We start from the raw sequence: 26,584 nt of genomic DNA, 5'->3' as shown, positions 1-26,584 counted from the left end.
CAGGCTGTCGTCATACCTTTCCGACGCTAGCACCGTCAGCGTTCGCCGTTCGTTCGACCCTAGCGTACGTAAAATTCACTTTCGTGCAGTGACCCCATAAACCAACGGTCGCGGGAGAGACCATGTCAGACACAGCCCCAACCAGCGGCGGACTTCGGACGGTCATCGTCTGCATGTTTGCCAACAACTTCACACTCGGCCTGATGTACGGGACATTCGGCGCACTGCTTTCCAGCAACGAGCAGGCCTTTGGCGTTGCGCGCGATACGATTTCTTTCGGAATGAGCGCATTGACCACCACCATGGGCCTTTCGGCGCTGGTCATGGGCAATCTGGTGCGCCGACTGACGCCACGGATCGCCATCATGATCGGCACGCTCACGGCCGCCACGGCGTTCGTCGGCCTCGGCATGGCGACAAGCCTTACCATGGCGCTGGTGATGTGGGCATTGCTGGGCTTCAGCATTGCCATGGTCGCGCTGCTTGGCCCGGTTGCCATCGCGGCGGAGTTCTTTCCCGAAAAGTCGGGCAAGTTCCTTGCGATGGTCAATATGCCCATCGTCCTGTTCCTCAGCCCGTGGTTGGTAACGGCAATTCTCCCGACCGTTGGCCGCGACGGCGCCTATTTCCTGATGGCCGCCATCCTGCTGCCTGTCGCTGCACTTGTGCTGCTGGTTCTGCCCAGAGGCGCGCCGCGCGTGCAGGCAGGCCACCACGCGCAATCGGACAAGCCCGCCGCAGCGATCCTGGGCCGAACCGATTTCTGGCTGATTTCACTGGGCATCGCCGTGATTGCCAGCACTGGCACCGCGTTTACCGTGCACGCCATCCCCTATGCCCAGTCCGAAGGGTTGAGTGTTCCGGCCTCGGCGCTGATGTTCTCGGTCTATATGGGCGCGGGGCTGGCCGGAGTGCCGCTGTTCGGATGGCTGGCTGACCGCATCGGCGCACCGCGCACTTTGGCGCTTTCCGGGCTGATCCAGTGCCTGTGCTGGGCAGGGCTTGCCCTGCTGCCAGCCATTGCCTTTGTACCGATCGCAGGCATTCTGGGCGCGGCTACCACTCCGCTCACTACCCTGCACGGCACAGCGATGGCCCAGATTTTCAAGGCCGACGGTGTGGGCAAGGCGATGGGGTACAGCTTTGCCATCAAGCTGCCGTTCCTTTTCATCGCTCCACCTGCGGTCGGCTATGCCTATGTCCAGCTTGCCGACTATCGCCCTGCCCTGCTCGCCGTTGCGGTTAGCCTTGTGTTTGCGGTGGTTCTGTTGATGGCAGGTGGCAATCTTGGGCGGCGCATGGCCATGCGCACAGCCGCAGCGTGATGGAAGAGAGTGCTTCAATGCTGGTAACGACGGAACTGAAAGCGGAAGGCCGCGTGGCGGTGATCCGGCTTGATCGCCCCAAGGCGCTCAACGCGCTGGGCGGTGAATTGCTGGACCAGCTCGACGCCGCGCTCGATCATGTGGAAGCCCTGCCCGATGTCCGTGTTCTGATTATCACTGGCACGGACAAAGTGTTTTCGGTCGGGGCCGATCTCAAGGAAGTGCTGCCCAACCGGGACGAACGCATTGCCCGGATGCACCGCCTTGCCCTGCGTCTTGCGGCATTTCCCGTACCGTCAATTGCGGCAATCGAAGGTTGGGCACTGGGCGGCGGGCTGGAACTGGCGCTTTCGTGCACCTTCCGCACTGCCGCACCCGGCGCCAGACTGGGCCTGCCCGAAATCAAGCTCGGCGTCATTCCCTCATACGGCGGGACACAACTGACGCCGCGCCTGATCGGCACCAATCGCGCGCTGGAGCTGTTGTGCCTGGGCGATCCTATCGAGGCGGAGCGCGCCGAGGCCATTGGCCTGGTCAACTGGCTGGCGAACGCGCAGGGTGGCGCGCTTGACCTTGCGCTGGAGCGCGCAGCCGTGCTGGCTGAACGCCATCCCGCTGCCGTCCGCGCCGCAAGGCAGGCGGTGGGCGAAGGTCTTGCGCTGCCACTGGATGCTGCCCTTGCCACCGAGGCGCGGGTCAGCGCCGCGCTGCTGGTGGGTGACGACGCGCCCGATGCAAGTGCGGCATTTCGGGCGCGTTAGGGAGCGGCGCTATTCCCCGCGAAACGCAGGTTTGCGCTTCTCGCGGAATGCGGCAACGCCCTCTCCAAAATCCCCGGTCCTGCCCGCTGTGCGCTGGTTGGCGCGTTCGCGCTCCAGCGCCTGCGGGAAGTCGCTGGTCAGGCCCAGCCGGATAGCCTGCCGCGTGAGGGCATAGGCTACCGTTGGCCCTGCGGCGAACTTTGCCGCAAGGGCATCGGCCCGCGATTCAAGTTCATCGTCCTCGACCATTTCGTAGATCATGCCCCACTCGGCCGCTTTTTCGGCGGGGATGCGTTCACCCAGCATCATCATGGCCGAGGCCCTGCCCGCCCCGACGAGGCGGGGGAGCCACCAGCTGCTGCCCGCATCCGGCACAAGGCCGATGTTGACAAAGGCCTGCAGGAAATACGCTGTGCGCGAGGCCACGACCACATCCGCCGCAAGCGCCAGCATACACCCTGCGCCGACCACCGGACCGCGCAGCGCCGACACCACCGGCACGCGCAAGGCGAAGATCTGCTGCATGATCGGGTTGTAATGTTCTTCAAGCACCGCCCCTGCATCAAACCCTTCGGAGCCGACCGGCGACGAACCCGCCGAAAGATCGGCGCCGCTTGAAAAGCCCTTGCCTTCACCGCTGAGCAGCAGAACCCGCGCGGCGGGATCGCCCTCTACAATGTCGAGCGCCTGACGCAGTTCGGCCAGCAGCGGGCGGCTCAAGGCGTTGAGGAAAGCCGGACGATTGAGGCGCAGCCGGGCAATGCCTGATTCGATGGAAAAGGAGATGGTCTCGAACATAGTGGTGGCTTCAGGCGACATGGCAATTCCGTGAGCTTGGCGGCAAGTTCAGCCGATGGAACAACACGCCTAACCCACATTTTTGTCGAGGTGGGGTTGCGCCCCGCCCATGGCAGCCCCGGCACATGGTCTGCTTCACGTCCAGTCAAATCCTCCCCTATGCACGCCCGCCGCACGCTGGCAGAACGTGACACCATGAACACCACATCCGATCATCCGCAGACGGCTGCGCGCGTGCCGCCGGGCCGGGTTTCCTCGGAATCGTGGATCGCGCTGGCCCTGTTGACGGCGGCCTACACCATCAGTTTTGTCGATCGCACGGCGGTCAGCGTCGTGCAGGACCGGATCAAGGCGGAACTGCTGCTGACTGACTGGCAGATCGGGCTGATGATCGGCCCGGCCTTTGCCATCGTCTATTCGCTTGCCGGATTGCCGCTGGCGCGATTGGCGGAACGGCGCGACCGTGCCCGGTTGCTGGCCTGGTGTGTCGGTGTCTGGTCGATCATGGCAATGGCGTGCGGACAGGCGCGCAGCTTTCTGGGCCTGTTCGTGGCGCGGATGGGGGTAGGCATCGGCGAGGCCGGTGGCAATCCGGCGTCGCATTCGCTCATCGCCGATTACTTCCCCGAAACCCGGCGATCCACCGCCATTGCGATCTACACGTTGGGCGCACCGCTCGGCGCGTTCCTTGGCGCTGCGGGGACGGGCTGGCTGGCCGGGCAGATGGGCTGGCGCAATGCCTTTCTGATGCTGGGCATACCCGGCTTTGTGCTGGTGGTGATGATCCTGCTCTGGCTCAAGGATCCGGTTCGCGGGGGCATCAGAACCCGTTCGGAAAGGCTGGATGAACAGGTTCCCGCGTTCGGCACTGTCGCGCTGGAATTGCTGCGGAATTCGGCGTTCCGGCATCTGGTGTGGGGTGGATCGCTGGTGGTACTGGTCGGCTATTGTCTGGCAGCGTTCCTGCCCGCGCTGCTGGTGCGCAGCTATGGTTTGCCGCTGGCCCAAGTGGGGCTGTGGACGGGCCTTGCCGGCGGGATTGGTGGTGGCATTGGCACCTTGGCAGGCGGCTTTGTTGGGGATCGCTGGGCCGCAGGGCGGCCGCCGCGATTGGCATTGGCCTGTGCGTTTGCGGTGCTGCCAGCGCCTTTCCTGATTGCCGGGGGCATCCTGTCTGGCGAATTACACTTTGCCGTTGGCGGGTGCTTTCTGGGCATGATTGCGATCTATGCCTATGTTGCGCCTGCTTTTGCACAAGTCCACGCGCTGGCCGGGGATCGCAGCAGGGCGACTGTCACCTCGATCTACTACCTCGTCACCAATCTTGTCGGCCTCGGCATCGGACCGCCACTGCTGGGGGCCTTGAGCGATGTGTGGGCAAGACAATGGTTGGGAGTCGACGCCGCTGGCTTTGTACAAGCCTGTCTGACCCCGGGCAGCGCGCCTCAGCCTGGCTGCGCACCTGCCATGGCACACGGCATGGAAATGGCACTGCTGACGATGAGCCTGCTGCCGCTGGCTGCCAGCGCCCATTTCCTGATCGTTGCCCGCCGCTATCGCCAGCAAGGCGGCTGAACGCTTTCAGGCGCAGCAGAACGCTTCGACCATCGCGGTGACATCTGCGGCCCATTGCGGATCGGCCAGCCTCTGCTCATCAATCCACTGTTGGTCGAGCGTTTCGAGCAGGCGGACCGGGCATCCTGTTAAAGACATCATCATGATCGCCGTGCGGTTGGTATCCAGACAAGCGCGATAGTGCCCGCGCGCTTTGAGGCTGTTTATCAGATCGTGCAGGGCCGCGATGATCGTATCGGGACGACCGGCCCTGTGATCCTGCCGGCGGGCCGACCGCACGTGCACAAACAGGCTGTTGAACAGCGTTCCGGCCAGGCGTTCCTGCAGATAGATCTCGCTCAGGCAAGCAATGATATGCTGGGTATGACCACTGTCGGCAATCGCCACGCGTTCTGCCAGTCGGTCAAGCCGATCACGCACCCGCACCAGTGATTCATCGAGCAGTGCGCCAATCAGGCCTTCCTTGCCGTTGAAATAGTATCGCACCATTTCCGGCGAGGTGCCTGCGACGGCGGCAATATCGCGCAGAGTCAGCGCGTCTGCCGGTTTTTGGGTCAGCAGTTGCTCAAGCGCGCGGATCAGCGTTTCGGGAACGTCACCCCGCTGGTCCCGGCGCGGACGCCCGCGCTGGCGTTCAGGATTATCGCTGTCACCATTCATGTCTGTAGCTGACATTGCATCCTTTATTGTGCGGGTGGCCAATTTTGGACCCTCGACGACGGTCCGGTCAGCGGTTCACCATCGCCCCATACGATAACTGCGCCAATGCACGACCGTGGACAATGCCCAGCATTGCCATGCGACAGGCCTCAAGGCGAACCGGGAGACGAACAATGGCATCTGAACAGGCCGATTACGACATCGTTATCCGCAACGGCATGATTGCCGATGGGCTGGGCGGCGAACCGGTGGCAGGCGATGTTGCCTTGCGCGATGGGCGGATCGAACGGGTCGGGCTTGTTCACGGCCAAGGGCGGGAAGAAATCGACGCGACCGGCCTGCTGGTAACGCCAGGGTTCGTTGACATACACACCCATTTCGATGCGCAGGCGATCTGGGAAGCGCGCATGTCGCCCGCCAGTGAACATGGCGTCACCACGGTGGTCGTCGGAAATTGCGGCGTAGGCTTTGCCCCCTGCCGCGAGCAAGATCGCGACAGCCTGATCACGCTGATGGAAGGCGTGGAGGATATTCCCGAAGTGGTGATGGCCGAAGGGCTGACCTGGGAATGGGAAAGCTATCCGCAGTTCCTCGATGCCGTGGCCAGCAGGCCGCATGACGTCAACATCGCGTCCTACCTCCCGCACGCGCCGTTGCGGCTTTTTGTCATGGGTGATCGTGCCAGCGCGGGCGAAGTGGCCACCGCTGAAGACCGTGCTGCCATGGCACGGATCGCCGCAGAGGCCATGAAGGCAGGCGCCATCGGCTTTGCGACCTCGCGCAGCCTGTTCCACCGCAGCGCCAATGGCGAACCGATTTGCACGCAGGATGCCGAGGAAGCCGAGCTGCTGGACATCGCGCTGGCAATGGGTGAACCCGGATCGGGCGTGCTTCAGGTGGCCGTCGATTTCGGCGGCACGCGCGCATTGGACGAGGAGTTTGCCATCCTCTCCCGCGTTGCCCGCATATCGGGCCAGTCACTGACCCTGCCCATCGCGCAGATCCATTCCGATCCCGATCTGTGGCGCAGGATCATGGGCAAAGTAGGCGAAGCCAACGCCAGCGGAGCGAACGTCTGCGCCCAGGCCCTGCCACGTGGCATCGGCGTGATCTTCGGGCTCGATCTTTCGGCCCACCCCTTTTTCCTCAAGCCTTCGTATCGCGACATCGCAGAACTGCCGATCCCCGAACGCGTTGCCGCGATGCGTGATCCGGCGCGGCGGGCGCGCATTCTTTCCGAAGACCCGGTGGAATGCCTGCTGCCGGTGGCGGCCACGATCAACCGGTTCGAAGGCATGTACGAAATCGGCAATCCGATCGACTACGAACCCGTGCCCGAAAGCTCGATCGTTGCACGTGCCGCTGCGCTTGGCGTCTCTGCCGAGGCGCTCGCCTATGACATTCTGGTGGAGCACGGGGGTGAGCCTGCGCTTTACATGCCCTTTGCCAACTATGCCGATGGCAATCTGGATGTCGCGCTGGAAATGCTGCGCCATCCCGACATCGTGCTGGGCCTTGGTGATGGCGGCGCACACTATGCCGTGATCTGCGATGCCAGCTACCCCACGTTTCTGCTGACGCACTGGGTCCGTGACCGCGTGCGCGGCGAAAAGCTGAGCGTGCCCGAAGTGATCCGCGCGCTGACGCATGACACAGCCAGAGCCGTGGGCCTTGAGGACCGAGGGGTCATCGCGCCCGGCTATGCCGCAGACATCAACGTGATCGACCTTGCCGCCATGCGCCTGCCATCGCCGCGCGTCACCCATGATTTGCCAAAGGGCGGGCGGCGGCTCAGCCAGCGTGCCGAAGGCTATGTCGCCACCATCGTCAATGGCCGCGTGACCTACCGCAACGGCGTGCCGACGGGCCAGCTTCCGGGAGAACTTGTGCGCGGGCGGCAGGTCGCTCCGGCAACACAGGCCATGGCCTGAATGCACGCCGACGGAACCGTGATCGGGAGGGAAAACATGACAACGGCCGAACTGGACAGCACTGCCAGCGATTTTGACGAGCGCGTTGTGCGCGATGCCTTGGCGATGGCATCGACCAACGTGCTGCGCATCGCGCTCTATCAGGCGACCGGGGATGAGGAACTGGCCAAGATGCCGGTGATCAGCGCCTCCTTCTGGGCCGGAGCCTATGAGGTTCCGGTGCTGGACCCGGACTACGATGATCTTGTCCGCGAAAAGGCCGTGGCCTTTCTGCGATCGGGCGCAAAAAGCCGGTGCGATGCGCCCGACGATGCGCAATTGCGCGGCCTGATGGACAACATGGTCGGCCAGCCGATCAGCGACTATCTGTTCAGTTTCGGTAAGGAAGAGGCGAATTTTACACCCTTTCCGCGCGGGGTAGAATGGCCTGCTGACCGCCCGCTGGCCAAAGACACCGATGGCTATAGCGTGATCGTGATTGGCGCAGGGGCTGCCGGTCTGGTCGCTGCCGCGCATCTGCGGCGGCTTGGCATTGCCTTCAAGGTAATCGAGCGAAATCATGATGTTGGTGGCACGTGGCTTACCAATGACTACCCCGATGCCAGAGTCGATATTGCCAGCCATCATTACCAGCTGACCATTACCCGCAATCACCCATGGAAACATTGGTACGCAACACAGGGCGAACTGCTGGAATACCTGCGCGGCATTGCCGACGAGTTTGACCTGCGCCGTGACATTCGGTTCGACACCGAACTGACCGACGCCCGCTGGAACGAAGCGACCGGGAAATGGGACGTGCAATTGCGCGCCGCCGATGGATTATCGCAAACCCTGAGCGCGAACTTCGTGATCAGTGCCGCAGGCCTGTTCAACGCGCCGAACATGCCCGACATTCCCGGCATCGGCGATTTTGATGGCCGCATATTCCACACCACGCAGTGGCCGCACGATTACGACTATGCCGGCAAACGTGCCGGCGTGATCGGCGTTGGCTGCACCGGCGCGCAGCTTATGCCCGCAGTGGCGCGCAAGGCGGCACATGTTTCGGTGTTCCAGCGTTCTCCGCACTGGGTTTCGCGCATGGATCACTATCGCGATCCGATTCCAGATGGCTTCCAGTGGCTGATGGACAACGTACCGCACTATTGGAACTGGCACTGCTTCAACGTCTTTTACACGCTGTTTTCCGATGACGGCGCGTTGCAGCAGATCGACCCGGAATGGCAGGGCAGCGGAGGTGTGATCAATCGCAAGAACGATCTCCTGCGCGAGAACATTCGCCAGAATATCTTGTCCGAATTCCCTGACGATCCCGGATTTGCCGCCTCGCTCATGCCCGACTGGCCGCCTTTTGCCAAAAGGCTGGTGGTGGACAACGGATGGTTCGATGCCCTGAAACAGCCTCACGTCGATCTGGTGACGCAGCCGATCCAGCGGATCGATCCGCGCGGCATCGTTACGGCTGACGGCACCTTGCACGAACTCGACATGATCGTGGTGGCAGGCGGGTTCAATGCAGAGCGTTATCTCTGGCCAGTTGCCTATACCGGGCGGGGTGGCGTCACGCTCGAACAGGCCTGGGCCAAGGACGGCGCACGGTCCTATGTTGGTGTTACCATGCCGGATTTTCCGAACATGTTCATCATCTATGGCCCGAACATGCAGGCACGCTCGGGCGGCCTATTCGCCTGGCTTGAACTGTGGGCGCGCTACAGCCTGGATTGCATCGTCCAGACCATTGCCAGCGGCCATCGCACGATCGAATGCAAGCGCGATGTGTTCGATGCCTACAACGCCAAACTCGACGCGGCGCAGGATCAGTGCATCTGGGGCATGGATGGGGTGAAGTCCTATTACCTGAACGAACAGGGCCGACAGATCGTGAACAACCCGCTCCGGCCTTCGGAAACCTACGCCTCGATCCGGCACGCTGATCTGGCAGACTATCACCTCGGCTGAAGGCAGTGACAAACGCAATGACGCCTATCAAGACCATCGACACTTCGGCCCTGACCGCAGCTTACGAGGAACGTGGCACACCTGGTAACATCCCGGTCGTGCTGCTTCACGGGTTTCCCTATTCGCCGCGCGCTTATGACGAAGTGGCAACGATCCTAGCCGGGCATGGTCTGCACGTGATCGTGCCTTATCTTCGCGGCTTTGGCCCTACGCGGTTCCGCAGCGATGCAGCCATCCGGTCGGGCGAGCAGGCCGCACTCGGCACGGATCTGGTGGAACTGATCCTTGCGCTGGGCCTCGAACAGCCGGTCGTTGCCGGATATGACTGGGGAGGCCGCGCCGCCTGCGTTGCTGCGGCCATTCGTCCCGATCTTGTGCGCGGATTGGTCAGCAGCGGCGGATACAATCTGTTCGGTCCGCCGGTGACGCACCCCCTTCCGCCCGAGATGGAGCATGTGCTGTGGTACCAGTATTACCTGCACACCGAACGTGGCCGGGAAATGCTGGAAACCAACCGCCGGGGTTTCTGTCGGCTGCTGTGGAAGCTGTGGTCCCCCAACTGGGCATTTGACGAAGCAACTTTTGCCCGGTCGGCCGAAGCGCTCGACAATGACGATTTCGTCGAAGTCGTGCTTCATTCCTACCGCAACCGCGCAGGCCTCGTCGCAGGCGATCCGGCGCTGAGCGACCTGGCCGAAAAGCTTGAACGCGAGCAGCCGCCGATTACCGTGCCGACCATCGCCATTTATGGCGATGCTGGGTTGCTGCCTGCGGCGGTTGCCCAACAGCGCGGGCGTTTTTCGGGCACGTGGGAATGTCGCACGCTGCCCGGCGTCGGTCACAATCTGCCGCAGGAAGCACCGCAAGCGTTCGCCGCTGCCGTTCTGGCACTGGCCAGCAACGGCAGCTGAACAACGCTGAGTCAGCCAGCAGAGGCGACCAAAATCGGCCAGAAATCAAGCTGTGGCGGCCCCGCCAGCACTGCTGCCATGCCGTCCATCTCTCCACGTTCTGTGCGCCACGCGATGTAATCGTGATAGGCCTGTTCTGTGTCCCAGGTTTCGATGAAGATCACCATCGGCTCGGTCCCATGGCGCACGATCTGCAGATCCTGAAAGCCGGGACGCTTGGCCGTTTCCTTGATCATTTCCGGCAGCGCGCCGCAAAACCCGTCAATCGCTTCGGGCTTCAGCTTCAGCGTGAAAGTGACTTTGACTCCAGACATATCGATGCTCCTCCGCATGGGAGTGCACCGGATAAGGCATTTCGCACGAGGCGGTGGTTTCCCCCTGCGCAGGCCAGTTGAAGGCAAGGCAGGTGGTCATGGGAGGCAAGCGAAGGGCTTCTTGTCGCAGAATGGGTGATCATCTCCCCCCCTGTATCCGCCAGATCATAACGCTAATTCTCTTGTGGCGATGATGCTGTTACCGGGATCATGGCAAGATCGCCCTTGCAGCGCGGCAGAATCAGCGGGGCGTTTTCAATACCAATCGGCGCGATAGCGCGCTTGCACAGCTTTGGACCGAGATCAGTATCATGACCACATCCACTCTTCCGCTTGCCGTGACCATGGGTGATCCGTCGGGCATCGGACCTGAAATCATCGCCAAGATGTTCTTGCGGCGGCCAGCGCAGCGTAACTGGCTCGTGGTGGGCGATCCACTGGTGATGGAGCAGGCCTTTGCAGCGCTCGGTGCAAATGTGGGCGTGCGGGCGATGACCGCCATCGGCAGCGCAGAGCTTGACGGCGTACACCTCCACGTTCTCGCATCGTCTGCCCTTGATGCCTTGCCACCGGTCGGTCACGTTTCGGCAGCAAGTGGGCAAGCTGCATTCAGTGCGATCGTTATGGCCATTGGCCTTGCGCGTGAGGGCAAAGTTCGCGGTATCGTGACCGCGCCGATCAACAAGGAAGCGCTTGCTGCCGCTGGTTACGGCTATCCCGGTCATACCGAGATCCTGGCTGAACATGGCGGTGGTGGCCGCGTCGCCATGATGCTCGCCAACGATGACATCAGGACGGTCCTTGTCACCATCCACTGTTCGCTGGCCGAGGCCATCCGCAAGGCAGATTTCCCCGCGCAGATGGCCGCCATGCGCCTTGCCGATGCGGGTGCGCGTGCATTGGGCATTGCCAATCCCCGCATTGCCGTCGCCGGATTGAACCCGCACGCAGGAGAAGGGGGCCTGTTTGGCGATGAGGAAATCAGGATCATCGGTCCGGCCATTGCCGCCGCCCGCCGCGAAGGCATCGATGCGTCCGGCCCATGGCCCGGCGACACCGTGTTCATGCAAGCGCGCAAGGGACGTTTCGACGTGGTCGTGGCGCAATATCACGATCAGGGTCTGATCCCGGTGAAGTACTTGGGAGTAGAAAATGGTGTCAATGTGACACTTGGCCTGCCCTTCATCAGGACCAGCCCCGATCACGGAACCGCATTCGACATTGCAGGAACGGGAACCGCCGATCCTTCCAGTCTGGAATACGCCTTCGATTATGCACTCAAGTTGCGCGCATCCCCTATTTGAAAGCCGTGAGGCAATTTCACCATTTCACTTCATCTTTGCGCTGACGCGCAAGGACCGCGCGGTCACAGCTGCACACCACGCGGAATTGAGCGGGACTTCAGCGCACTCCGGCCTCCGTCAACCAATGTCGTGCCAAAGCGACATGCAGCCTGATGCCGGTTTCCATCACGGTGTCGTTGAAATCGTACTGCGGATTGTGCAGCGGTGCCGCATGGTCCTGCGTTCCTTGCCCTAGCCAGATGTAGGCTCCGGGCCGCTGCTGGAGCATGAACGAAAAGTCTTCGGACGTTGGCGCAGGCTCAGGTGCCAGCTCGGCATGGGCAACGGTGGCAGCCACTTCCAGCGCATCGGCCGCCGCGTGCGGATCGTTGATCGTGGCGGGGTAGTAGCGATCATAGACCAGTGCGCATTGCACTTCGAAGCTGGCCTCAATGCCTTTGAGCATCGCGCGCATACGCTCTTCAATGCGATCCTGCACCGCCAGATCGAACGTGCGGACCGTGCCGCCGACCGTGACATCGGCAGGGATGACATTGTGCGAATGGCCGCCTTGGATTTCGGTCACCGAGAGCACGGCGGCGGCATAAGGTGGCACCGCACGTGCAACGATGGTGTTGAGTTGCTGCACCAATGATGCAGCCGCCAGGATCGCATCAGGGGTGTCTTGCGGGATCGCAGCGTGGCCGCCCTTGCCGGTGAGCGTGATCCTGAACTTGTCCGCCGCCCCCATGATCGCGCCGGGGCGGGTGCTGATCGTACCTGCGGGCAAGCCCGGCCAATTGTGCAGGGCATAGACGCGGTCGCACGGGAAGCGGTCGAACAGCCCTTCCTCGATCATCACGCGCGCGCCGCCGTGGCCTTCCTCGGCAGGCTGGAAGATGAAGTTCACGGTGCCTGCAAAGTCCGGGTCCGCCGCCAGCACGCGCGCTGCTCCGAGCAGCATGGCGACATGTCCATCATGGCCGCAGCCGTGAAAGGTGCCGGGCGTTGTGCTTGCCCAGGGCAGGTTCGTCGCCTCGTGGATCGGCAGTGCGTCCATGTCCGCCCGCAGGCCAACCGTTCGGGCGCCGTCGCGCTTACCGTGCAACACACCGACAAGACCGGTGGTGCCGATGCCTTCGTGAACTTCGATGCCGCAGGCCCGCAATTCCGCAGCAATGCGCCCAGCGGTGCGATGTTCGCAAAAACCCAATTCAGGGTGCGCATGAATATCGCGGCGCAGCGCAACAAGATCGGGCAGGAAATCGGCAATATCGGTCATGTCAGCCGTGGACCTCAACCATGCGTCTGCCCAAACAGGTTCTGAATCGGAAACTTGTGTTTGATAAAGGGCGATTTTATCACGATGTAGCTGAAGTATTTTTCGATCCCGTAGTCGCTTTCCAGCATTCCTTCGATGATCGACTGATAGTGTGAAACACCGCGCGCAACGAATTTCAGCAGATAATCGTAGCCACCCGACACAAGGTGGCATTCCACGATCTCGTCCAGCTTGGAAATGCGGGTTTCAAACCGGCTGAAATCGCCCTGCCGGTGCTCGCTAAGCGTTACTTCGGTGAAAACGGTCAGGAATTCGCCCAGCTTGTTGAAGTTTACATGGGCACCGTAACCACTGATGTAGCCCGCCTTTTCCAGCCGCTTTACACGCGTGAGGCAGGGACTTGGGGAAAGCCCGACCGCATCGGCCAGTTCCACGTTGGTGATCCGCCCCTCCTGCTGGAGCTTGGCGAGGATCTTCAGATCAATCCTGTCGAGCTTGGGTCCGGGCAGCATGGTTGGGCCTTCCCTGTTCAGGCGACGCTAGCCGAGACGGCGGCGCGGATATCGGGCTGTTCGAGCAACTGATCGAGCGAGCGCTCCACCCTCTCGAAAATCATGTCCATTTCTTCAAGCGTGCAACACAGCGCCGGTGCAAAGCCCAGCACCGCATTGGCAAAGCAGCGCACGATCACACCGTTGCCATATGTCAGCTTAGACAGGCGGCCACCAATGTCGAGCGCGGGATCGAACTGGGCCTTCGTCGCCTTGTCCGCCGTCAGTTCGATGGCACCAAGCAACCCACGCCAACGGACGTCTCCGACGAGTGGATGAGCCTTGATACGCTCCATATGCTCGGAAAAGCGTTCCCCTGTCTTGCGACCATTCTCCATCAGTCCGCCTTCGCGATAGAGGCGCAGGACTTCAAGGCCGACAGCCGCGGCAACCGGATGGCCGGAGTAAGTCTGGCCGTGGCCGATCGGCAAGGCAGCAGGCGCTGCATCGGCGATGGTCTGGTAGACGTGATCAGCCATGAACATCGCGCCCATCGGGATGTATCCGGCGGTCAGGCCCTTGGCCGTGGTCATGAAATCGGGCGATACGTCTTCATCAAGGCAGGCAAACAGTGGGCCGGTGCGGCCAAAGCCGGTGATGACCTCGTCCACCAGCATCAGGATGCCAAGGCGCGTGCAAGCCTCGCGCAGCGCTTTCAGCCAGCCGCGGGGCGGCACGATCACGCCGCCCGACCCCTGGATCGGTTCACAGCAGAACGCCGCAACATTTTCTGCGCCCAGCTCCGCCACCTTGGCTTCGAGCGCGGCCACGGTCGATGCGATCACCGCGGCATCGTCATGACCTTGCGGGTGACGATAGGGATAGGGCGAGGCGATGTGGTGCTGCCACGGGCGCGGCAGATCGAAATTGCGGTGGAAGTTGCCCAGCGCGGTAAGGCCTGCACCAAGGCTGCTTGATCCGTGATAGCCCCATTCCAGCGCAATGAAATGCTTCTTGTCAGGCAATCCGCGCGCATTCCAGTAATGCACGATATAGCGGATGGCGCTGTCCACAGCATCGGACCCGCCTTGGGTGAAGAACACGTGGTCTAGCCCATCGGGCGCGGCGGCGGTCAACTCTCCGGCAAGGCGGATGGCCGGTTCGCTGGCGAAATGGAAGTAGCCGGTGGCATAGGGCAGCTTCCGCATTTGCTCGGCCGCTGCCTCAACAATGGATTCCTGCCCATAGCCTACATTGACGCACCACAGCCCGGCAAACGCATCAAGCACGCGGTTGCCATCAGCATCGGTCAGCCACATGCCCTTGCCCGATTCCAGCACCACCGCGCCGTGCTGTTCGTGCCCGCGAAATGACGTGACCGAATGGATCAGGTGATCGCGGTCAATATCGATCAGGGAACGGTTGGTCATAGTGGTCATCGCGGACTCGTCCATGTGGGGAACAATGAAGCGAGCCTAAGCCAGCAGCAAGAGCGGGTTTGGCCGAATGCTGTGGGGAATGGACCGCGCCGGGTCTTTCAACGCGTCTGACGCAGCATATTATGCCGCGTCAGACGGTGTGCCTCAGAAGTACTTCAGCCAGGTGATGTCGCGACGGCGACGCTTCAGGCGGGCGTACCACACGGTTGGATAATACAGCGGGATGATCATCCCGACAAACCACACCAGAACCCAGTTGTAGCTGTCGAACATATACGCGGTGCCGTTGTTCGGCCCCCAGATCGCCAGCGCGCTGTGATAGAGGATGCGCAGGACGGTGAGGTGCAGCAGATAGAAGAACATCGGCGCACCGCCGAAGATCGCCAGTGCAGCAACAAGCTTGGATGCATCGATCCGTTCGAACAGCACCAGCAACAACGCGCCTCCGCCCAGCGTAGGCAACAGGAACAGCAGCGAGGGCGGATACTTGGTCATCGAGATGAAGCTGATGACGGTCCTGACTGGATCACCTTCGACCACAGCCCAGGGCTTATCACCATAGACGTTCAGCAGGCGCAGCAGCACGAACGCTGCAATCATGCCAAAGCCCAGCATCAAAAGCCGCTTTTGCCGGACCTGCGGTGTCACCGCGCTGGTGAACCATGGCCCAATTCCGAAACCGAGCGAGATGACGCCCAGCCAAGGCAACACTGGATATGTCGTGCGGGCAAGGAAGCCAAGCGGCAGTTCAATCGCATCGCGCTGGTGCAGCAAGGCCCATACCGCGTGGAGGCTGTCGCCCTTGGTCAACTGAATCGGATCAAGCAGGTTGTGGAAGCACACCAGTACCAGACCCAGTGCGATCAGCGCGGCCCTTGGCAGGCGCATCAACGCCGCCAGTGCAATCATGCAGATGCCGATGCACCAGATGACCTGCAGCCAGAACGTCGGCTGCGGCACGATCCCCCAATAGAGCGGCGAGAGATAGACCAGTTCTATGGCGATCAGCAGGAAACCGCGCTTGAGCAGGTATTCCATGGTTTCCTCAACCGTGTGGTTGGTGCTGAAAAGATAGACACCAAGACCCGTCAGAGCCACGAAGATTGGCGCGCAAAAGCTCACTGCAAAGCGCGCGAAGCCGAGAGCGGGAATTACGGTAGTAGCATCGATGGGATCGAGCACCGCGTAGTTCACGAACCAGGTTTCCCGCAAGTGATCCAGCAGCATGAGCACCATCACGAAGCCGCGAAGGGCATCGATGTTGGCGAGGCGTGCATGGGTTGCAGCTTTGGTGCCGCCTGATGCAAGGTTGCTTATGCCCCCTCGGGGCAAAGGTACACTGCTGGCCATTTACTCTGCCTTTCCCCCTCTGCGCCCGGATTCACAATCCTGAACGCTTTGCCAAACTGTCGACCCTGATGGCCCGACCAGCATGGCTGACAATATCAAAAAGTTCCGATGCGCCGATACTGGATTGCAGCGCGGAAACACCGGAACCGCTCTCAAGCCACATCATCCCTGCGGCAGGAACAGGTCCTTGTAAAAGCCGGTGGTTTTGACCGTAACAGTGACGGGCGTTTCACCCTTGTTGCGGAAGTACCAGCCGTGGGTACCTTCGAACGGTGCGGTAAAGTTGCCCTTGCCGCCGGTCAGGGCCTTTTCCTCCCAGTAGCTGGTGAACTCGCCCTCGGCGGCGTTGGCTTTTTCGCCGTGCATGTCGACTTTGACAGGGCCGCCCTTGGTCGACCATTCGAAGACATAGCTTCCGCCCACCGGCATATGCGCTTTCACTTCCTGCCCACTATGGGGTTCAAGCGTCAGCGTCATTTCGTCGCTGCGCATCTCACCCTCGCGGATGATCGAAGCCTTGGTGGGCACAGCGATTGCCACTGGGCCAGCTGCCGGAGCTTCTGCTGGAGTTGCCTCCGTTTCACTGCCTGCGGCCATGCCAACAATGCCGGTCATCTGGCCAACGCCCGTGGGGTCGATGCCGTATTCCGCCGGCATCACAAACAGCACGACGATGGCTCCTGCGGCCAGCAAGGCTCCGCCAGTCGCCTTGGCCAGCGTGGCGGGCGATGCCTGGATCGAGCCAACGGGATTTGCAGTTACGGTCTGGATCATGTCTCTACCTCGTCAGGCCTGAGTGAAATAGCCGGTGAGCTGGAAGCCCACGAGCACGAAGCCAGCGCACATCAGCGCGGCATTGGCAGCGATAGCGCTACGCCTGAAGCTGCTCGTGGAACGCCACAGGTTCATCGCCAGCAGGATCGCACCAAGCGCGGTGAACTGACCCAGTTCCACGCCGATGTTGAAACTGATCAGATTCGGCACCAGTCCGTCTGCTGACAGCGTCAGGTCCTGCAGCTTGGTGGCAAGGCCAAAACCGTGGAAGAACCCGAAGATCAGAACTGCCGCCTTCGGATTGGGCGCACGGCCGAACAAGGTCTTGAAACCATCGAGATTATCGAGCGCCTTATAGACTACCGACAAACCGATGATGGCATCGACGATGTAGGGATTGGCGCGAATGTCGAGCAACACACCCAGCAACAGCGTGGTGCTGTGCCCGATAGCAAACAGCGTTACGTAAGTGCCGACATCCTTCAGGCGGTAGAGGAAGAAGATCACCCCTACCAGGAACAGCAGGTGATCGTATCCGGTGACCATGTGTTTGGCGCCCAGATACATGTAGGGGCCGATCGCCATGCCGGTCGCACCTTCGATAAAGGCGCGGTCGTCTTCACCCACGCCATGGGCATGGGCCGTGGTCTTGAGGGCAAGGATGATGAACAGTGCGATGGCCCACCCGGCCCATCGCAGCAGTCCTTTCGGAAGTGGGTGGGCGGAAGAGCGGGCCATCAGTGCCTCACTTTACCGTGAACGTGGCGAAGGTTTTTGCGCCACTGCCTTTGCCGGTCAGCGCGACCACCACTTTGGCGCCTGCCGGGATCTTCAGACCGGGCGCGGACATCTTGTTGCCGCGCTGAGCAACCAGGGGCACATCCTTCTTGGCACCACCGGCTGTAACCACCAGCTTACCTGCAAAGGCAGATGCCGCCAGCGGCTCGTCCTCTTCAGTAAGGTACACGTCCACACCCTTGGGCGCTCGAACCAACTCAATCACGGTTTCGCCTGACATGGTCACGATTCCGCCGTGGACCGGCTTGGTGGAACCATGTGCACCAGCAGCAACCGGAAGCGCCATCAACGAAAGGCCGGCAAAAGCGGCAACAATACGGTTAGCGTTCATTTCAAATTCTCCCCGAAACGCCGATTATTCCGGCAGGTGCGGCAGTACGAATGTCAGCGACGCGCGGTGCTCCATCTGGCGGTACTTGGTGGGATTATCCGTCGGGCCGACATAAATGCCCACCACCACATTCAGCCCCTGATTGCGGATCGGCAGCGTGACATAGCCTTCCGCATCGGTCATCATCGGCTTCTGATCGGGATCGTTGACATAGTCATGCAGGATGGAAACGCCTGCCATCGGCTTTCCGTCATACATCGCCCGCAGCTTGATCGGTTGACCCATGGCTTGAGGAATGGCCGAAACGGCGGGCACCAGTTGCAGCTTGTGGCCGGGGATCAGCGGTATCGGCTTGGACGGCAACTGGTTGATGTGCACGGCATACTTGTAGTTATGCTCGCTGACGGTTGCGTCCTTGATCTCGTCGTGACCCTTGCTGTGCCATGTTCCGGCGGCATCCTTTGACCACACGCCATAGTCCATGGCGGCGGCAACCACGGCCAGCGGCTCGTCGCTGTCGACTACAGGAATCGCTCCTGCCGCCCGCAACGAAGCATTCACCGGCAGACCTTCGGAATCGAAGCCCGTTACCGACGTCACCAGTGGCATACGCTTGACCGCATCCAAGTCATCGGCACCTACGCCATAAACCATCGCCAGCTGCTTGCCGCGCTGGGCAAACCAGATTGCGTGCGCTTGTGCGGTAGAGGATGCGACGGCGGTGGCGACGGTTACCGCCGCGATTACGGCTGAAATATAGGGAGAAATCCTGCGCATGATAGCGGCCTCCGCATTGATCGACCGGAGTGTTCCGGCATGACAAGAGTATGACTCATGATCGGCATGTTTGCTTGAATTTGCAGCGATGCCGACATGATCCCCTGCAGACCAATAGACCGACGGCAGAACCGGTTGTGGCTTGCAATCCAGCCAATCCGGCCCTGTAAAGTTAGACCAGTGCTTCGGCTATGGCCTTGCCACAAGCTTCGGTGCTCGCCGCACCCTTAAGATCGCGCGTACGGGCAGATGGCGTGGCAAGAACGTGTTCAACCGCGCGCATAATCGCGGCAGCTGCTTCTGCTTCGCCCAGATGGTCGAGCATCATTGCAGCAGACCAGATCTGGCCGACCGGGTTGGCAATGTTCTGCCCGGCAATATCCGGCGCGGAACCGTGAACGGGTTCGAACAGCGAGGGGTGCAAGCCTTCGGGATTGATGTTGGCCGAAGGGGCAACACCGATAGTGCCTGTGCAGGCGGGGCCGAGGTCTGACAGAATATCTCCGAACAGGTTGGAACCAACGACCACGTCGAAGCGATCCGGGTTCAGCACGAACTGCGCTGTCAGGATGTCGATATGATACTTGTCATGACGCACATCGGGATATTGCGCACCCATCGCTTCGACGCGCTGGTCCCAGTAAGGCATGGTAATGGCAATGCCATTGGACTTGGTGGCGCTGGTCAGGTGCTTGCGCGGACGCGTCTGAGCCAGATCGAAGGCAAAGCGCAATATGCGATCCACGCCCACGCGGGTCATCACCGTTTCCTGAATCACGATCTCGCGTTCGGTGCCGGGGAACATGATGCCGCCGACAGAGGAATACTCGCCCTCGGTATTCTCGCGCACCACCCAGAAATCGATGTCGCCCGGTTCGCGCCCGGCCAGCGGGCATGGCACGCCCGGCATCAGGCGCACGGGGCGCAGGTTCACGTATTGATCGTATTCCCGGCGAAACTGAAGCAGCGATCCCCACAGCGACACATGATCAGGCACCACATCGGGCCATCCGACCGCGCCGAAGAAAATGGCATCGGGGCGGCCGATCTCTTCCTTCCAGTTATCGGGCATCATTTTGCCATGGCGCGCGTAATAGTCGCAGCACGCAAAATCATGCCACTTCTGCTCGATCTCGAAGCCATAGAGCGACGCAGCTTTTTCCAGCACGCGCATCCCTTCAGGCATGACTTCCTTGCCGATGCCGTCGCCGGGGATGACCGCGATAGTGTGCTTGCGGGTGTTGCCCTGCGCGTTGCTCGTCATGTCCGTCCCCGTTTCAGATCTTCAGGCCGCCAATGTGGAAGGCCTTGGTTTCAAGGTATTCCTCGATACCCAGCGTGCCGCCTTCGCGCCCAAGGCCCGATTGCTTGATCCCGCCAAACGGGGCCATTTCCATTGCGATGGAGCCAGTGTTGAGCGCGACCATACCCGCTTCCAGCGCTTCGGCGACGCGGAACGCGCGGTCGAGGCCGGAGGTGTAGAAATAGCTGGCAAGTCCATATTCGGTATCGTTGGCCAGCGCGATGGCCTCGTCCTCGGTCTCGAACCGGAACAGCGGGGCGACCGGACCGAAGGTCTCTTCGGTGGCAAGGCGCATATCGCGGTTTGCATCGCCAATGATAACGGGCCGGGCAAAGTTGCCACCTTCCGCACCCTTGCCGGAAAACAGCACCTTGCCGCCCTTGTCCAGTGCATCGGCAACGTGCGCTCCAACCTTGTCGACCGCAGCACGGTTGATCAGTGGACCAGTGGTTGCCTCGGGCTCCATGCCGTTGCCGACATGAAGCGCCGAGACAGCCGCACCGAGACGGGAGGCAAAATCGTCATAGATCGGCGCATGAACGAGGATGCGGTTGGCGCAGACGCACGTCTGCCCGGCATTGCGGAATTTGCTGGCCATCGTGGCCTTGACGGCCAGATCAAGGTCGGCATCGTCGAACACGATCAGCGGCGCATTGCCGCCCAGTTCAAGGCTGAGCCGTTTGATCGTGTCCGCACTCTGCCGCATCAGCAGCGAACCCACGCGGGTGGACCCGGTGAACGACAGTTTACGCACCACTGGGCTTTTCGTGATGGCCTCGCCAATGGCCTGCGGCATCCCGGTCAGCACATTAATCGTGCCCTTGGGAAAGCCAGCGCGAACCGCCAGTTCGATCAGCGCAAGCGCGGTGAAAGGCGTGAGGTCGGACGGCTTGATCACCACCGGGCAACCCGCGGCAAGCGCAGGCGCGCACTTGCGGGTGATCATCGCGGCGGGAAAATTCCATGGCGTGATCGCCGCCGAAACACCCACCGGTTCGGTCATCACGATGATCCGCCGGTCGCGCTCTGGCGAGGGAACGTTGCGTCCACCCACGCGGCGGCCTTCTTCGGCAAACCATTTGATGAACGTGGCGGCATAGCGGATCTCGCCCTGCGCCTCGGCCAGCGTCTTGCCCTGTTCGGCGGTCATGATCCGGGCAAGGTCATCGACATTGGCCAGGACCAGCGCGTGCCATGACTCCAGCAACGCGGCCCGCTCACCCGCAGTGCGGCGGCGCCAATCAGGCCAGGAAGCCTGCGCTGCTGCAATCGCTGCTTCGGTTTCAGCTGCGCCGCATTCAGGCACCGTGCCGATCACCTCACCGGTGGCAGGGTTGGTCACATCCAGGCCGGGCAGCCCGGACGCGACCCATCCGCCATCGATGAACGCGGCCTGCCGCAACAGTGTGGGGTCATTGAGAGTGAGCATGTTTCAACCTAACGCCTGCGCTGCGATGCCAAAGACGGTCGCGGCATCACCGGGGACGGGTGCAGTGCCGCGCACCATGCAGGTAACGCGACCCACTTCGGGAAGCCCGATTTCCGTGAGCCACGCACCCAGTTCACTGTTTTCAGCAATATCGATCCGGCAAAAGCTGCCGGTCTGCGTTCCCAGCCAGTGGGCGAGTAGCGCCTTTGCGCCGGTCACGTCCGGGGCAACGACCGGTGCGATGGCCCAGCCCCTGCCATATCGGCGCAGAATGGCAAAGCCGGTCTGCTCGTGTTCACGGCAAAGCACCACAGTGCTGCCTTCTGCCTGGAATGTGTCCAGTATCAGCTTGCGATCTATGCCCGAAGCATTGGCGTAGAGCGTTTCAAGTGCTTCACCATCGGCCGCACCCATTGGCCGCACACGCTCACCTTGGCGAAGTGGGACCAGCGGTTGAGCTGGCGAAACCGCCTGATGCTGGCAGATTGTGCCATATTCCTCAAACCCCAGCTTGCGATAGAGCGGCACGCCCTCCACGGTGGCATTGAGCATGACCGTGCGGCCTTCAAAACGCCGCAACATGGCCTCCATCAACTGGCGGCCAATGCCCCTGCCCTGAACCGCATTGGTAACGATGACCATACCGATCGACGCGAAATGGTCGCCAAAGCGCCAGCCGAGGATCGAACCCACGATCTTGCCGTCAATTTCAGCCACCAGCCCTTCGCCGATGGAGAGAAACAGCGCCCAGTCCTCTTCGCGATGCGGCCACTGCTGCTCGAACGAAAGTTCGGACGCAGCATGGACGTCATCACCTGTCATGTCACGCAGCACGATCTGTGCGGCCTCGTGAACTGTCATGGGATACTCCGGGGCTTGAGATACTACGAAATGCGCAATTTTCAGGAATTACCCGACCGGATTCGAAATGTGGTGCCGGTTTTGGCGTCCATTCAGAACATTATCGCGCCAAGAGATGTGAGGGACGCCGGTTAGAACTCCGAAACATCTATCAGCGCCCCAGGATCAAAGCGCGAAAGACGATAGGGGCGCGGATCGACAATCGGTTCGTTGCCGGTCACGATATCGGCAACCAGATGTGCCGCGCCTGGCCCGATGCCAAACCCGTGCCCGCTGAACCCAGCCGCAAGGATCATGCCGGGAACAGCGGGTATTTCGCCGATCACGGGCACTCCATCGGGCGTGCTGTCCACAAAACCGGCCCAGCTTGCCACCACGGGCGCGGTGGCCACCGCCGGGATCAGCCGGGAAACGCGCTCTACTGTCAGGCTGATGGTCTTGGCATCGGGGGCCGGATCAAGAATGCGGCGCGCCTCCATCGGCGTTGGCCGGTCAAGCGCCCAGCGTGAAAGCGTCTCGTGTCCGGCGAGCAGGCCCTGCAGGCCGCCGGGCGAGACCTTTTTCCAGCGCTGCTTGAACATCGGCAGGAACTGCTTCTGGAACCGCAGGAACTGCAGGGTGAGATCAACTTTGGCTCGCCCGCTATAGGCCAGGGCATGGCTGCCATCCCCGCGCCGCGTGATCGACATGGAATCGCCGTAAAACGCATCGGGCAGGCTCATGTGGCCTGTGCCGACGGCAAGGATCGATTGGCGCACAGTGGCCTGCGGAAAGCGCACGCCCAATTGCCGCATGAACGACGATGCCCATGCGCCACCTGCGTGAATGACCAGCTTGGTGCGGATCGTGCCGCGCTCTGTCACCACGGCGCTCACCGCGCCGCCGGTCGTCTCGATACCGCGTGCAGCACAAGCCTGATGCACCGTGCCACCCAGCGCCATCACGGCGCGCGCCACAGCCGGAACCGCAAGCCCCGGATCGGCAATGCCGTCCATCTGCGAATGGACGCCGCCTTTCCACACCTGGCGCGTAAACCCGCCCTTTTCGGTCGCTTCCTGGCTGTTCAGCATCCGCGTCTTCACGCCGATGGAGCGGGCATATTCGCCCCACTTTGCCCAAGTTGCCAGTTCTTCTCCATCATTGCTGACATAGAACAGCCCGCAGCGGCGGAAGCCCGTCTCCTGGCCGCTTTCAAGGCCGAATTGCTCCCACAGGTCGAGCGCCTTGGTCGCCAGCGGTAGCTCGCGCTCGTCGCGGTTCTGCTGGCGGCACCAGCCCCAGTTTCGGCTGGATTGTTCACCACCGACCACGCCTTTTTCAACCAACGCCACCTTCAACCCGCGCTGCGCCAGATAATAGGACGTGAAGCTGCCGATGACCCCGCCACCGATCACCACCACATCGGCCTCGGCCGGCAGGTCGGGCGTGGACTCGATGAACTTTAGTGGCGCGGGCATGTCAAACTTCTCCAGTGATCGCAGTCGTCATGCGAAACCAAGCACAGCCTTGACTTCGAGGTATTCCTCAAAGCCGAAAGCCCCATATTCGCGGCCATTGCCGGACCGCTTGTAGCCACCGAACGGCGCATGGGCATCCCATGCCGGGTGGTTGATGTGCACCTGCCCGGTACGAATGCGCAGCGCTACGCTGCGCGCCAGCGCAAGATCCACACCCTGCACGTGCCCGCCAAGGCCGAACACGGTGTCGTTGGCAATTGCCACCGCCTCGTCGACAGTATCGTAAGGAATGATGGCCAGCACCGGCCCGAATATTTCCTCCTGCGCGATGCGCATGGCGCTCGACACGTCAGAGAACACTGTTGGGTGCACATAGAGGCCGTCTGAGAGGCCTTCAGGGCACCCCAAACCGCCGCAAACCAGCTTTGCGCCTTCTTCAATTCCCACGGCGATCAGCGCTTGTACGCGCTGGAACTGTGCGCGGTTGGCGATGGGGCCAAGCGTCGTCGCGTCCTGCGCCGGGTCGCCGACAACGATGGATTCCACCGTCTGCCGGGCCAGCGCTTCAACTTCCGCAAGTTGCGCACGCGGCACGATCATCCGCGTGGGCGCACTGCACGATTGGCCTACATTTCGGAACGCCGCCATCACGCCCAGCGGCACAACGCGTTCGAAATCGGCATCGGGCAGCAGCACGTTCGGCGATTTTCCGCCCAGTTCCTGCGTCACCCGTTTTACAGTGGGAGCGGCACCCTGCGCCACCAAAACACCTGCACGGTTGGACCCGGTGATGGAAATCATGTCGATATCCGGGTGCGCTGCCATGCCCGCGCCCACTTCGGTGCCCGTCCCGTTGACCAGATTGAACACGCCCGCAGGCGCGCCTGCATCATGGACGATCTGCGCAAACATTAACGCGCTGAGTGGCGAAAGTTCGCTGGGCTTGAGCACGACCGTGCACCCTGCGGCCAGCGCTGGAGCAACCTTGGCGGTGATCTGGTAGAGCGGCCAGTTCCACGGCGTAATCAGGCCAGCCACTCCGATGGGCTCGCGCACGATCGCGGTGGTGCCATGCATTGTCAGGAATTCATAGTCCCGCAGCACATCAATCGCCGCCTGTACATGGGCAGCGGCAAGAGGCACGTGCGCCACACGGGCGTGCGTGATCGCAGCGCCCATTTCCTGCACCAGCGTTTGTGCCAACGGTTCGGCACGATCGAGAATCAGCGCGTGAATGCGCTCAAGCAGAGCCAGCCGTTCAGCCACGGGAGACACCGCAAACGCGGCCCGCGCGGCGGCAACGGCGGAATCGAGGTCGGCGCTCGTGCCTGCCACGATCTCGGCCAGCAGCGCGCCGTTTGCCGGGTTGATAACCGGCAGCCGTTCAGAGCCAGAAGAGGGAACCCACGTGCCGCCGATGTAGGCATCGCCAGCCCGCGAAATGGCCTGTGCAGTAAGGCTGGTCATCCCACCATGTCCTTGTACTTATAATAGGCTCCGACGAACGGCAGGAACCATGGCTTGCCGAAATAGCCCGGAATTGCAGGCCAGTCGAAATCGCGCCAGGGGTTCAATTCGGCTTTTCCGTCAAGCGCTTCGGCCATGACCCCACCCATGTAGGTGGCCATGTGCGTGCCGTGGCCGCTGTAGCCCATCGAATAGAACACGCCGTCCTTCTCGCCCGCGCGCGGCAGGCGGTCGCTGGTCATGTCGACCATGCCGCCCCAGCAATAGTCGATGCGCGTATCGGCCAGTTCGGGGAAGAAGTTCAGCATCGATTGCCGCAGGATCGCGCCGCTTTTGGCGTCCGCAGCCGGATCGCTGCGGCTCGAAAAGCGCGCGCGCCCGCCAAACAGGATACGGTTATCGGGCGTAGTGCGGAAATAGCTGACGAAGTTGCGCGTATCCACCGTATTGCGGCGGCGCGGGGTCAACCGGTCCAGCACTTCCACGGGAAGCGGCTCGGTGGCGATCAGGTATGCCCCCACCGGCACGATCCGGCGGCGGAACCACCCCAGCGGACCTTGTCGCGATGTTCCCGTTGCCATCAGCACCTGCTTGGCCAAGATGCTACCGTGCGGTGTCGTCAATTCATGCCCGCCTGCAACGCGGCGCATACCTGTCAGCGGGTTATGTTCGAAAATCGTGCCGCCGTGCCGCACCACGGCTTCGGCCAGGCCCTGCCCGTACATGCCCATGTGCATGTTCGCGCTCTTGCCATAGATCATGCCGCCGAAGAACTTGTCCGAGCCGATTTCCGACGGCAGGTCCTTGGGCAAAACCAGCCGCGTTTCAGGATCGACATTGCGTGCCAGCAATTCCTGCGAGCGGATGATCTTGTCGAAATGCTCAGGCTTGGCCGCCAGCTTCAGCTTGCCCACGCGCGCGAAATGGCAGTCGATGCCTTCCTCCGCCACGATGGATTCAACCTTGTCCACCCCGGCATCGAACGCTTTGTAGTACAGGTTGGCGCGCTCCATGCCGAAGCGTTCAACCATGCCGCCATAGTCCTGTGCAAACCCATTGTTGCACATGCCGCCATTGCGCCCGGAGGCTGCGCCGCCCACGCGGTCAGCCTCAAGAACGACGACCTTGGCCCCCTTCTTGGCGAGCGCAAGCGCAGCGCAAAGACCGGTGAAGCCAGCGCCCACCACCACAACGTCTGCCGTGCCCTCAGGCCCGCCCGGTGCGGCTGAAGCAAACGGCTTTGCGGTATCGAGCCAGTAGGACGTCATCTTCATCTTGGTTACTCCGCCCGCACATGGGGCTGTG

General features: G+C 61.7%; 24 protein-coding genes. 7 read left to right on the top strand and 17 right to left on the bottom strand.

Annotated elements, in window-relative coordinates:
• Nucleotides 1-122: 122 nt before the first annotated feature.
• The gene (locus B7X90_RS04580) at nt 123-1,325 is read left to right on the top strand and encodes an MFS transporter (protein WP_292622171.1); all 1,203 of its coding nucleotides are present in this window, start codon (nt 123-125) and stop codon (nt 1,323-1,325) included.
• A 17-nt stretch (nt 1,326-1,342) separates the two neighbouring features.
• On the top strand, nt 1,343-2,086 hold the full coding sequence (locus B7X90_RS04575) for an enoyl-CoA hydratase/isomerase family protein (RefSeq protein WP_292622169.1): 744 nt from the start codon (nt 1,343-1,345) through the stop codon (nt 2,084-2,086).
• A gap of 9 nt (nt 2,087-2,095) precedes the next feature.
• Here the strand turns inward: B7X90_RS04575 and B7X90_RS04570 are convergent, their stop codons facing one another.
• Complete coding sequence (locus tag B7X90_RS04570; RefSeq protein WP_292622167.1) at nt 2,096-2,905, bottom strand: enoyl-CoA hydratase-related protein; 810 nt, start codon at nt 2,903-2,905, stop codon at nt 2,096-2,098.
• Between the two features lie 174 nt (nt 2,906-3,079).
• On the opposite strand from B7X90_RS04570, the gene B7X90_RS04565 reads away from it, so the two are divergent.
• The gene (locus B7X90_RS04565) at nt 3,080-4,459 is read left to right on the top strand and encodes an MFS transporter (protein WP_292622165.1); all 1,380 of its coding nucleotides are present in this window, start codon (nt 3,080-3,082) and stop codon (nt 4,457-4,459) included.
• A gap of 6 nt (nt 4,460-4,465) precedes the next feature.
• On the opposite strand, the gene B7X90_RS04560 is transcribed toward B7X90_RS04565, so the two are convergent.
• Complete coding sequence (locus tag B7X90_RS04560; protein ID WP_292622163.1) at nt 4,466-5,134, bottom strand: TetR/AcrR family transcriptional regulator; 669 nt, start codon at nt 5,132-5,134, stop codon at nt 4,466-4,468.
• Between the two features lie 158 nt (nt 5,135-5,292).
• Between B7X90_RS04560 and B7X90_RS04555 the strand changes: the two genes are divergently transcribed.
• Genes B7X90_RS04555 through B7X90_RS04545 form a run of 3 tightly spaced genes read left to right on the top strand, consistent with a single transcriptional unit; the run spans nt 5,293 to nt 9,923 of the window.
• Entirely contained in the window at nt 5,293-7,050 is a 1,758-nt protein-coding gene (locus B7X90_RS04555) for an amidohydrolase family protein (RefSeq protein WP_292622161.1), read from the top strand.
• A gap of 36 nt (nt 7,051-7,086) precedes the next feature.
• Nucleotides 7,087-9,012: an NAD(P)/FAD-dependent oxidoreductase gene (locus tag B7X90_RS04550; RefSeq protein ID WP_292622159.1), complete on the top strand. Its 1,926-nt coding sequence runs from the start codon at nt 7,087-7,089 to the stop codon at nt 9,010-9,012.
• Nucleotides 9,013-9,029: 17 nt separating this feature from the next.
• Nucleotides 9,030-9,923, top strand: coding sequence for an alpha/beta hydrolase (locus tag B7X90_RS04545; RefSeq protein WP_292622158.1), 894 nt, complete (start codon nt 9,030-9,032; stop codon nt 9,921-9,923).
• Nucleotides 9,924-9,934: 11 nt separating this feature from the next.
• On the opposite strand, the gene B7X90_RS04540 is transcribed toward B7X90_RS04545, so the two are convergent.
• Nucleotides 9,935-10,237 (bottom strand): antibiotic biosynthesis monooxygenase family protein, encoded by a 303-nt coding sequence (locus B7X90_RS04540; protein ID WP_292622156.1) that lies wholly within the window; start codon nt 10,235-10,237, stop codon nt 9,935-9,937.
• 311 nt (nt 10,238-10,548) lie between these two features.
• Between B7X90_RS04540 and pdxA the strand changes: the two genes are divergently transcribed.
• Nucleotides 10,549-11,541 (top strand): 4-hydroxythreonine-4-phosphate dehydrogenase PdxA, encoded by a 993-nt coding sequence (gene pdxA / locus B7X90_RS04535; protein ID WP_292622153.1) that lies wholly within the window; start codon nt 10,549-10,551, stop codon nt 11,539-11,541.
• Nucleotides 11,542-11,638: 97 nt separating this feature from the next.
• Here pdxA and B7X90_RS04530 read toward each other — a convergent pair whose 3' ends face one another.
• The 14 genes from B7X90_RS04530 to B7X90_RS04465 form a co-directional block, all read right to left on the bottom strand.
• On the bottom strand, nt 11,639-12,802 hold the full coding sequence (locus B7X90_RS04530; protein ID WP_292622150.1) for a M20 aminoacylase family protein: 1,164 nt from the start codon (nt 12,800-12,802) through the stop codon (nt 11,639-11,641).
• A gap of 14 nt (nt 12,803-12,816) precedes the next feature.
• Nucleotides 12,817-13,314 carry an Lrp/AsnC family transcriptional regulator gene (locus tag B7X90_RS04525; RefSeq protein WP_292622148.1) on the bottom strand — a complete coding sequence of 166 codons (498 nt, stop codon included), beginning with the start codon at nt 13,312-13,314 and terminating at the stop codon, nt 12,817-12,819.
• Between the two features lie 17 nt (nt 13,315-13,331).
• Nucleotides 13,332-14,732, bottom strand: coding sequence for an aspartate aminotransferase family protein (locus B7X90_RS04520; RefSeq protein WP_292622146.1), 1,401 nt, complete (start codon nt 14,730-14,732; stop codon nt 13,332-13,334).
• Nucleotides 14,733-14,876: 144 nt separating this feature from the next.
• A complete protein-coding gene (locus B7X90_RS04515) occupies nt 14,877-16,082 on the bottom strand; it encodes a heparan-alpha-glucosaminide N-acetyltransferase domain-containing protein (RefSeq protein ID WP_292622144.1) in 1,206 nt (401 codons plus the stop codon).
• 162 nt (nt 16,083-16,244) lie between these two features.
• Entirely contained in the window at nt 16,245-16,856 is a 612-nt protein-coding gene (locus B7X90_RS04510) for a hypothetical protein (RefSeq protein WP_292622142.1), read from the bottom strand.
• 12 nt (nt 16,857-16,868) lie between these two features.
• Entirely contained in the window at nt 16,869-17,594 is a 726-nt protein-coding gene (locus B7X90_RS04505; protein WP_292622140.1) for a HupE/UreJ family protein, read from the bottom strand.
• A 7-nt stretch (nt 17,595-17,601) separates the two neighbouring features.
• Nucleotides 17,602-17,985: a hypothetical protein gene (locus B7X90_RS04500; protein WP_292622138.1), complete on the bottom strand. Its 384-nt coding sequence runs from the start codon at nt 17,983-17,985 to the stop codon at nt 17,602-17,604.
• A 24-nt stretch (nt 17,986-18,009) separates the two neighbouring features.
• On the bottom strand, nt 18,010-18,762 hold the full coding sequence (locus B7X90_RS04495) for a DUF4198 domain-containing protein (RefSeq protein ID WP_292622136.1): 753 nt from the start codon (nt 18,760-18,762) through the stop codon (nt 18,010-18,012).
• A gap of 172 nt (nt 18,763-18,934) precedes the next feature.
• The gene (locus B7X90_RS04490; protein ID WP_292622134.1) at nt 18,935-20,026 is read right to left on the bottom strand and encodes a tartrate dehydrogenase; all 1,092 of its coding nucleotides are present in this window, start codon (nt 20,024-20,026) and stop codon (nt 18,935-18,937) included.
• 13 nt (nt 20,027-20,039) lie between these two features.
• Nucleotides 20,040-21,494, bottom strand: a complete 1,455-nt coding sequence (locus B7X90_RS04485; protein ID WP_292622132.1) for an NAD-dependent succinate-semialdehyde dehydrogenase — start codon at nt 21,492-21,494, stop codon at nt 20,040-20,042.
• A gap of 3 nt (nt 21,495-21,497) precedes the next feature.
• Nucleotides 21,498-22,355: a GNAT family N-acetyltransferase gene (locus B7X90_RS04480; protein WP_292622130.1), complete on the bottom strand. Its 858-nt coding sequence runs from the start codon at nt 22,353-22,355 to the stop codon at nt 21,498-21,500.
• A gap of 131 nt (nt 22,356-22,486) precedes the next feature.
• A complete protein-coding gene (locus tag B7X90_RS04475; RefSeq protein WP_292622129.1) occupies nt 22,487-23,812 on the bottom strand; it encodes an FAD-binding oxidoreductase in 1,326 nt (441 codons plus the stop codon).
• A gap of 27 nt (nt 23,813-23,839) precedes the next feature.
• Nucleotides 23,840-25,279 (bottom strand): aldehyde dehydrogenase family protein, encoded by a 1,440-nt coding sequence (locus B7X90_RS04470; protein WP_292622127.1) that lies wholly within the window; start codon nt 25,277-25,279, stop codon nt 23,840-23,842.
• The gene (locus B7X90_RS04465; RefSeq protein WP_292622126.1) at nt 25,276-26,553 is read right to left on the bottom strand and encodes an FAD-binding oxidoreductase; all 1,278 of its coding nucleotides are present in this window, start codon (nt 26,551-26,553) and stop codon (nt 25,276-25,278) included. Before B7X90_RS04465 ends, B7X90_RS04470 begins: the two co-directional genes overlap by 4 nt.
• Nucleotides 26,554-26,584 lie beyond the last annotated feature (31 nt).

Origin of the sequence: Novosphingobium sp. 17-62-19, assembly GCF_002256775.1 — a bacterium.
In the GTDB taxonomy this organism is placed as follows: Bacteria; Pseudomonadota; Alphaproteobacteria; order Sphingomonadales; family Sphingomonadaceae; genus Novosphingobium.
The sequence above is the reverse complement of the archived record's forward strand: the minus strand, read 5'-3'. Positions and strand labels throughout refer to the sequence as shown.

What these genes read in the sequence shown, in the direction of transcription:
- B7X90_RS04565 (WP_292622165.1), top strand. Translation starts at nt 3,080, where the DNA reads ATGAACACCACATCCGATCATCCGCAGACGGCTGCGCGCGTGCCGCCG.
- B7X90_RS04480 (WP_292622130.1), bottom strand. Translation starts at nt 22,355, where the DNA reads ATGACAGTTCACGAGGCCGCACAGATCGTGCTGCGTGACATGACAGGT.
- B7X90_RS04520 (WP_292622146.1), bottom strand. Translation starts at nt 14,732, where the DNA reads ATGACCACTATGACCAACCGTTCCCTGATCGATATTGACCGCGATCAC.
- B7X90_RS04555 (WP_292622161.1), top strand. Translation starts at nt 5,293, where the DNA reads ATGGCATCTGAACAGGCCGATTACGACATCGTTATCCGCAACGGCATG.
- B7X90_RS04575 (WP_292622169.1), top strand. Translation starts at nt 1,343, where the DNA reads ATGCTGGTAACGACGGAACTGAAAGCGGAAGGCCGCGTGGCGGTGATC.
- B7X90_RS04515 (WP_292622144.1), bottom strand. Translation starts at nt 16,082, where the DNA reads ATGGCCAGCAGTGTACCTTTGCCCCGAGGGGGCATAAGCAACCTTGCA.
- B7X90_RS04580 (WP_292622171.1), top strand. Translation starts at nt 123, where the DNA reads ATGTCAGACACAGCCCCAACCAGCGGCGGACTTCGGACGGTCATCGTC.
- B7X90_RS04505 (WP_292622140.1), bottom strand. Translation starts at nt 17,594, where the DNA reads ATGGCCCGCTCTTCCGCCCACCCACTTCCGAAAGGACTGCTGCGATGG.
- B7X90_RS04500 (WP_292622138.1), bottom strand. Translation starts at nt 17,985, where the DNA reads ATGAACGCTAACCGTATTGTTGCCGCTTTTGCCGGCCTTTCGTTGATG.
- B7X90_RS04465 (WP_292622126.1), bottom strand. Translation starts at nt 26,553, where the DNA reads ATGAAGATGACGTCCTACTGGCTCGATACCGCAAAGCCGTTTGCTTCA.
- B7X90_RS04550 (WP_292622159.1), top strand. Translation starts at nt 7,087, where the DNA reads ATGACAACGGCCGAACTGGACAGCACTGCCAGCGATTTTGACGAGCGC.
- B7X90_RS04545 (WP_292622158.1), top strand. Translation starts at nt 9,030, where the DNA reads ATGACGCCTATCAAGACCATCGACACTTCGGCCCTGACCGCAGCTTAC.
- pdxA (WP_292622153.1), top strand. Translation starts at nt 10,549, where the DNA reads ATGACCACATCCACTCTTCCGCTTGCCGTGACCATGGGTGATCCGTCG.
- B7X90_RS04470 (WP_292622127.1), bottom strand. Translation starts at nt 25,279, where the DNA reads ATGACCAGCCTTACTGCACAGGCCATTTCGCGGGCTGGCGATGCCTAC.
- B7X90_RS04540 (WP_292622156.1), bottom strand. Translation starts at nt 10,237, where the DNA reads ATGTCTGGAGTCAAAGTCACTTTCACGCTGAAGCTGAAGCCCGAAGCG.
- B7X90_RS04570 (WP_292622167.1), bottom strand. Translation starts at nt 2,905, where the DNA reads ATGTCGCCTGAAGCCACCACTATGTTCGAGACCATCTCCTTTTCCATC.
- B7X90_RS04510 (WP_292622142.1), bottom strand. Translation starts at nt 16,856, where the DNA reads ATGATCCAGACCGTAACTGCAAATCCCGTTGGCTCGATCCAGGCATCG.
- B7X90_RS04485 (WP_292622132.1), bottom strand. Translation starts at nt 21,494, where the DNA reads ATGCTCACTCTCAATGACCCCACACTGTTGCGGCAGGCCGCGTTCATC.
- B7X90_RS04495 (WP_292622136.1), bottom strand. Translation starts at nt 18,762, where the DNA reads ATGCGCAGGATTTCTCCCTATATTTCAGCCGTAATCGCGGCGGTAACC.
- B7X90_RS04560 (WP_292622163.1), bottom strand. Translation starts at nt 5,134, where the DNA reads ATGTCAGCTACAGACATGAATGGTGACAGCGATAATCCTGAACGCCAG.
- B7X90_RS04490 (WP_292622134.1), bottom strand. Translation starts at nt 20,026, where the DNA reads ATGACGAGCAACGCGCAGGGCAACACCCGCAAGCACACTATCGCGGTC.
- B7X90_RS04530 (WP_292622150.1), bottom strand. Translation starts at nt 12,802, where the DNA reads ATGACCGATATTGCCGATTTCCTGCCCGATCTTGTTGCGCTGCGCCGC.
- B7X90_RS04525 (WP_292622148.1), bottom strand. Translation starts at nt 13,314, where the DNA reads ATGCTGCCCGGACCCAAGCTCGACAGGATTGATCTGAAGATCCTCGCC.
- B7X90_RS04475 (WP_292622129.1), bottom strand. Translation starts at nt 23,812, where the DNA reads ATGCCCGCGCCACTAAAGTTCATCGAGTCCACGCCCGACCTGCCGGCC.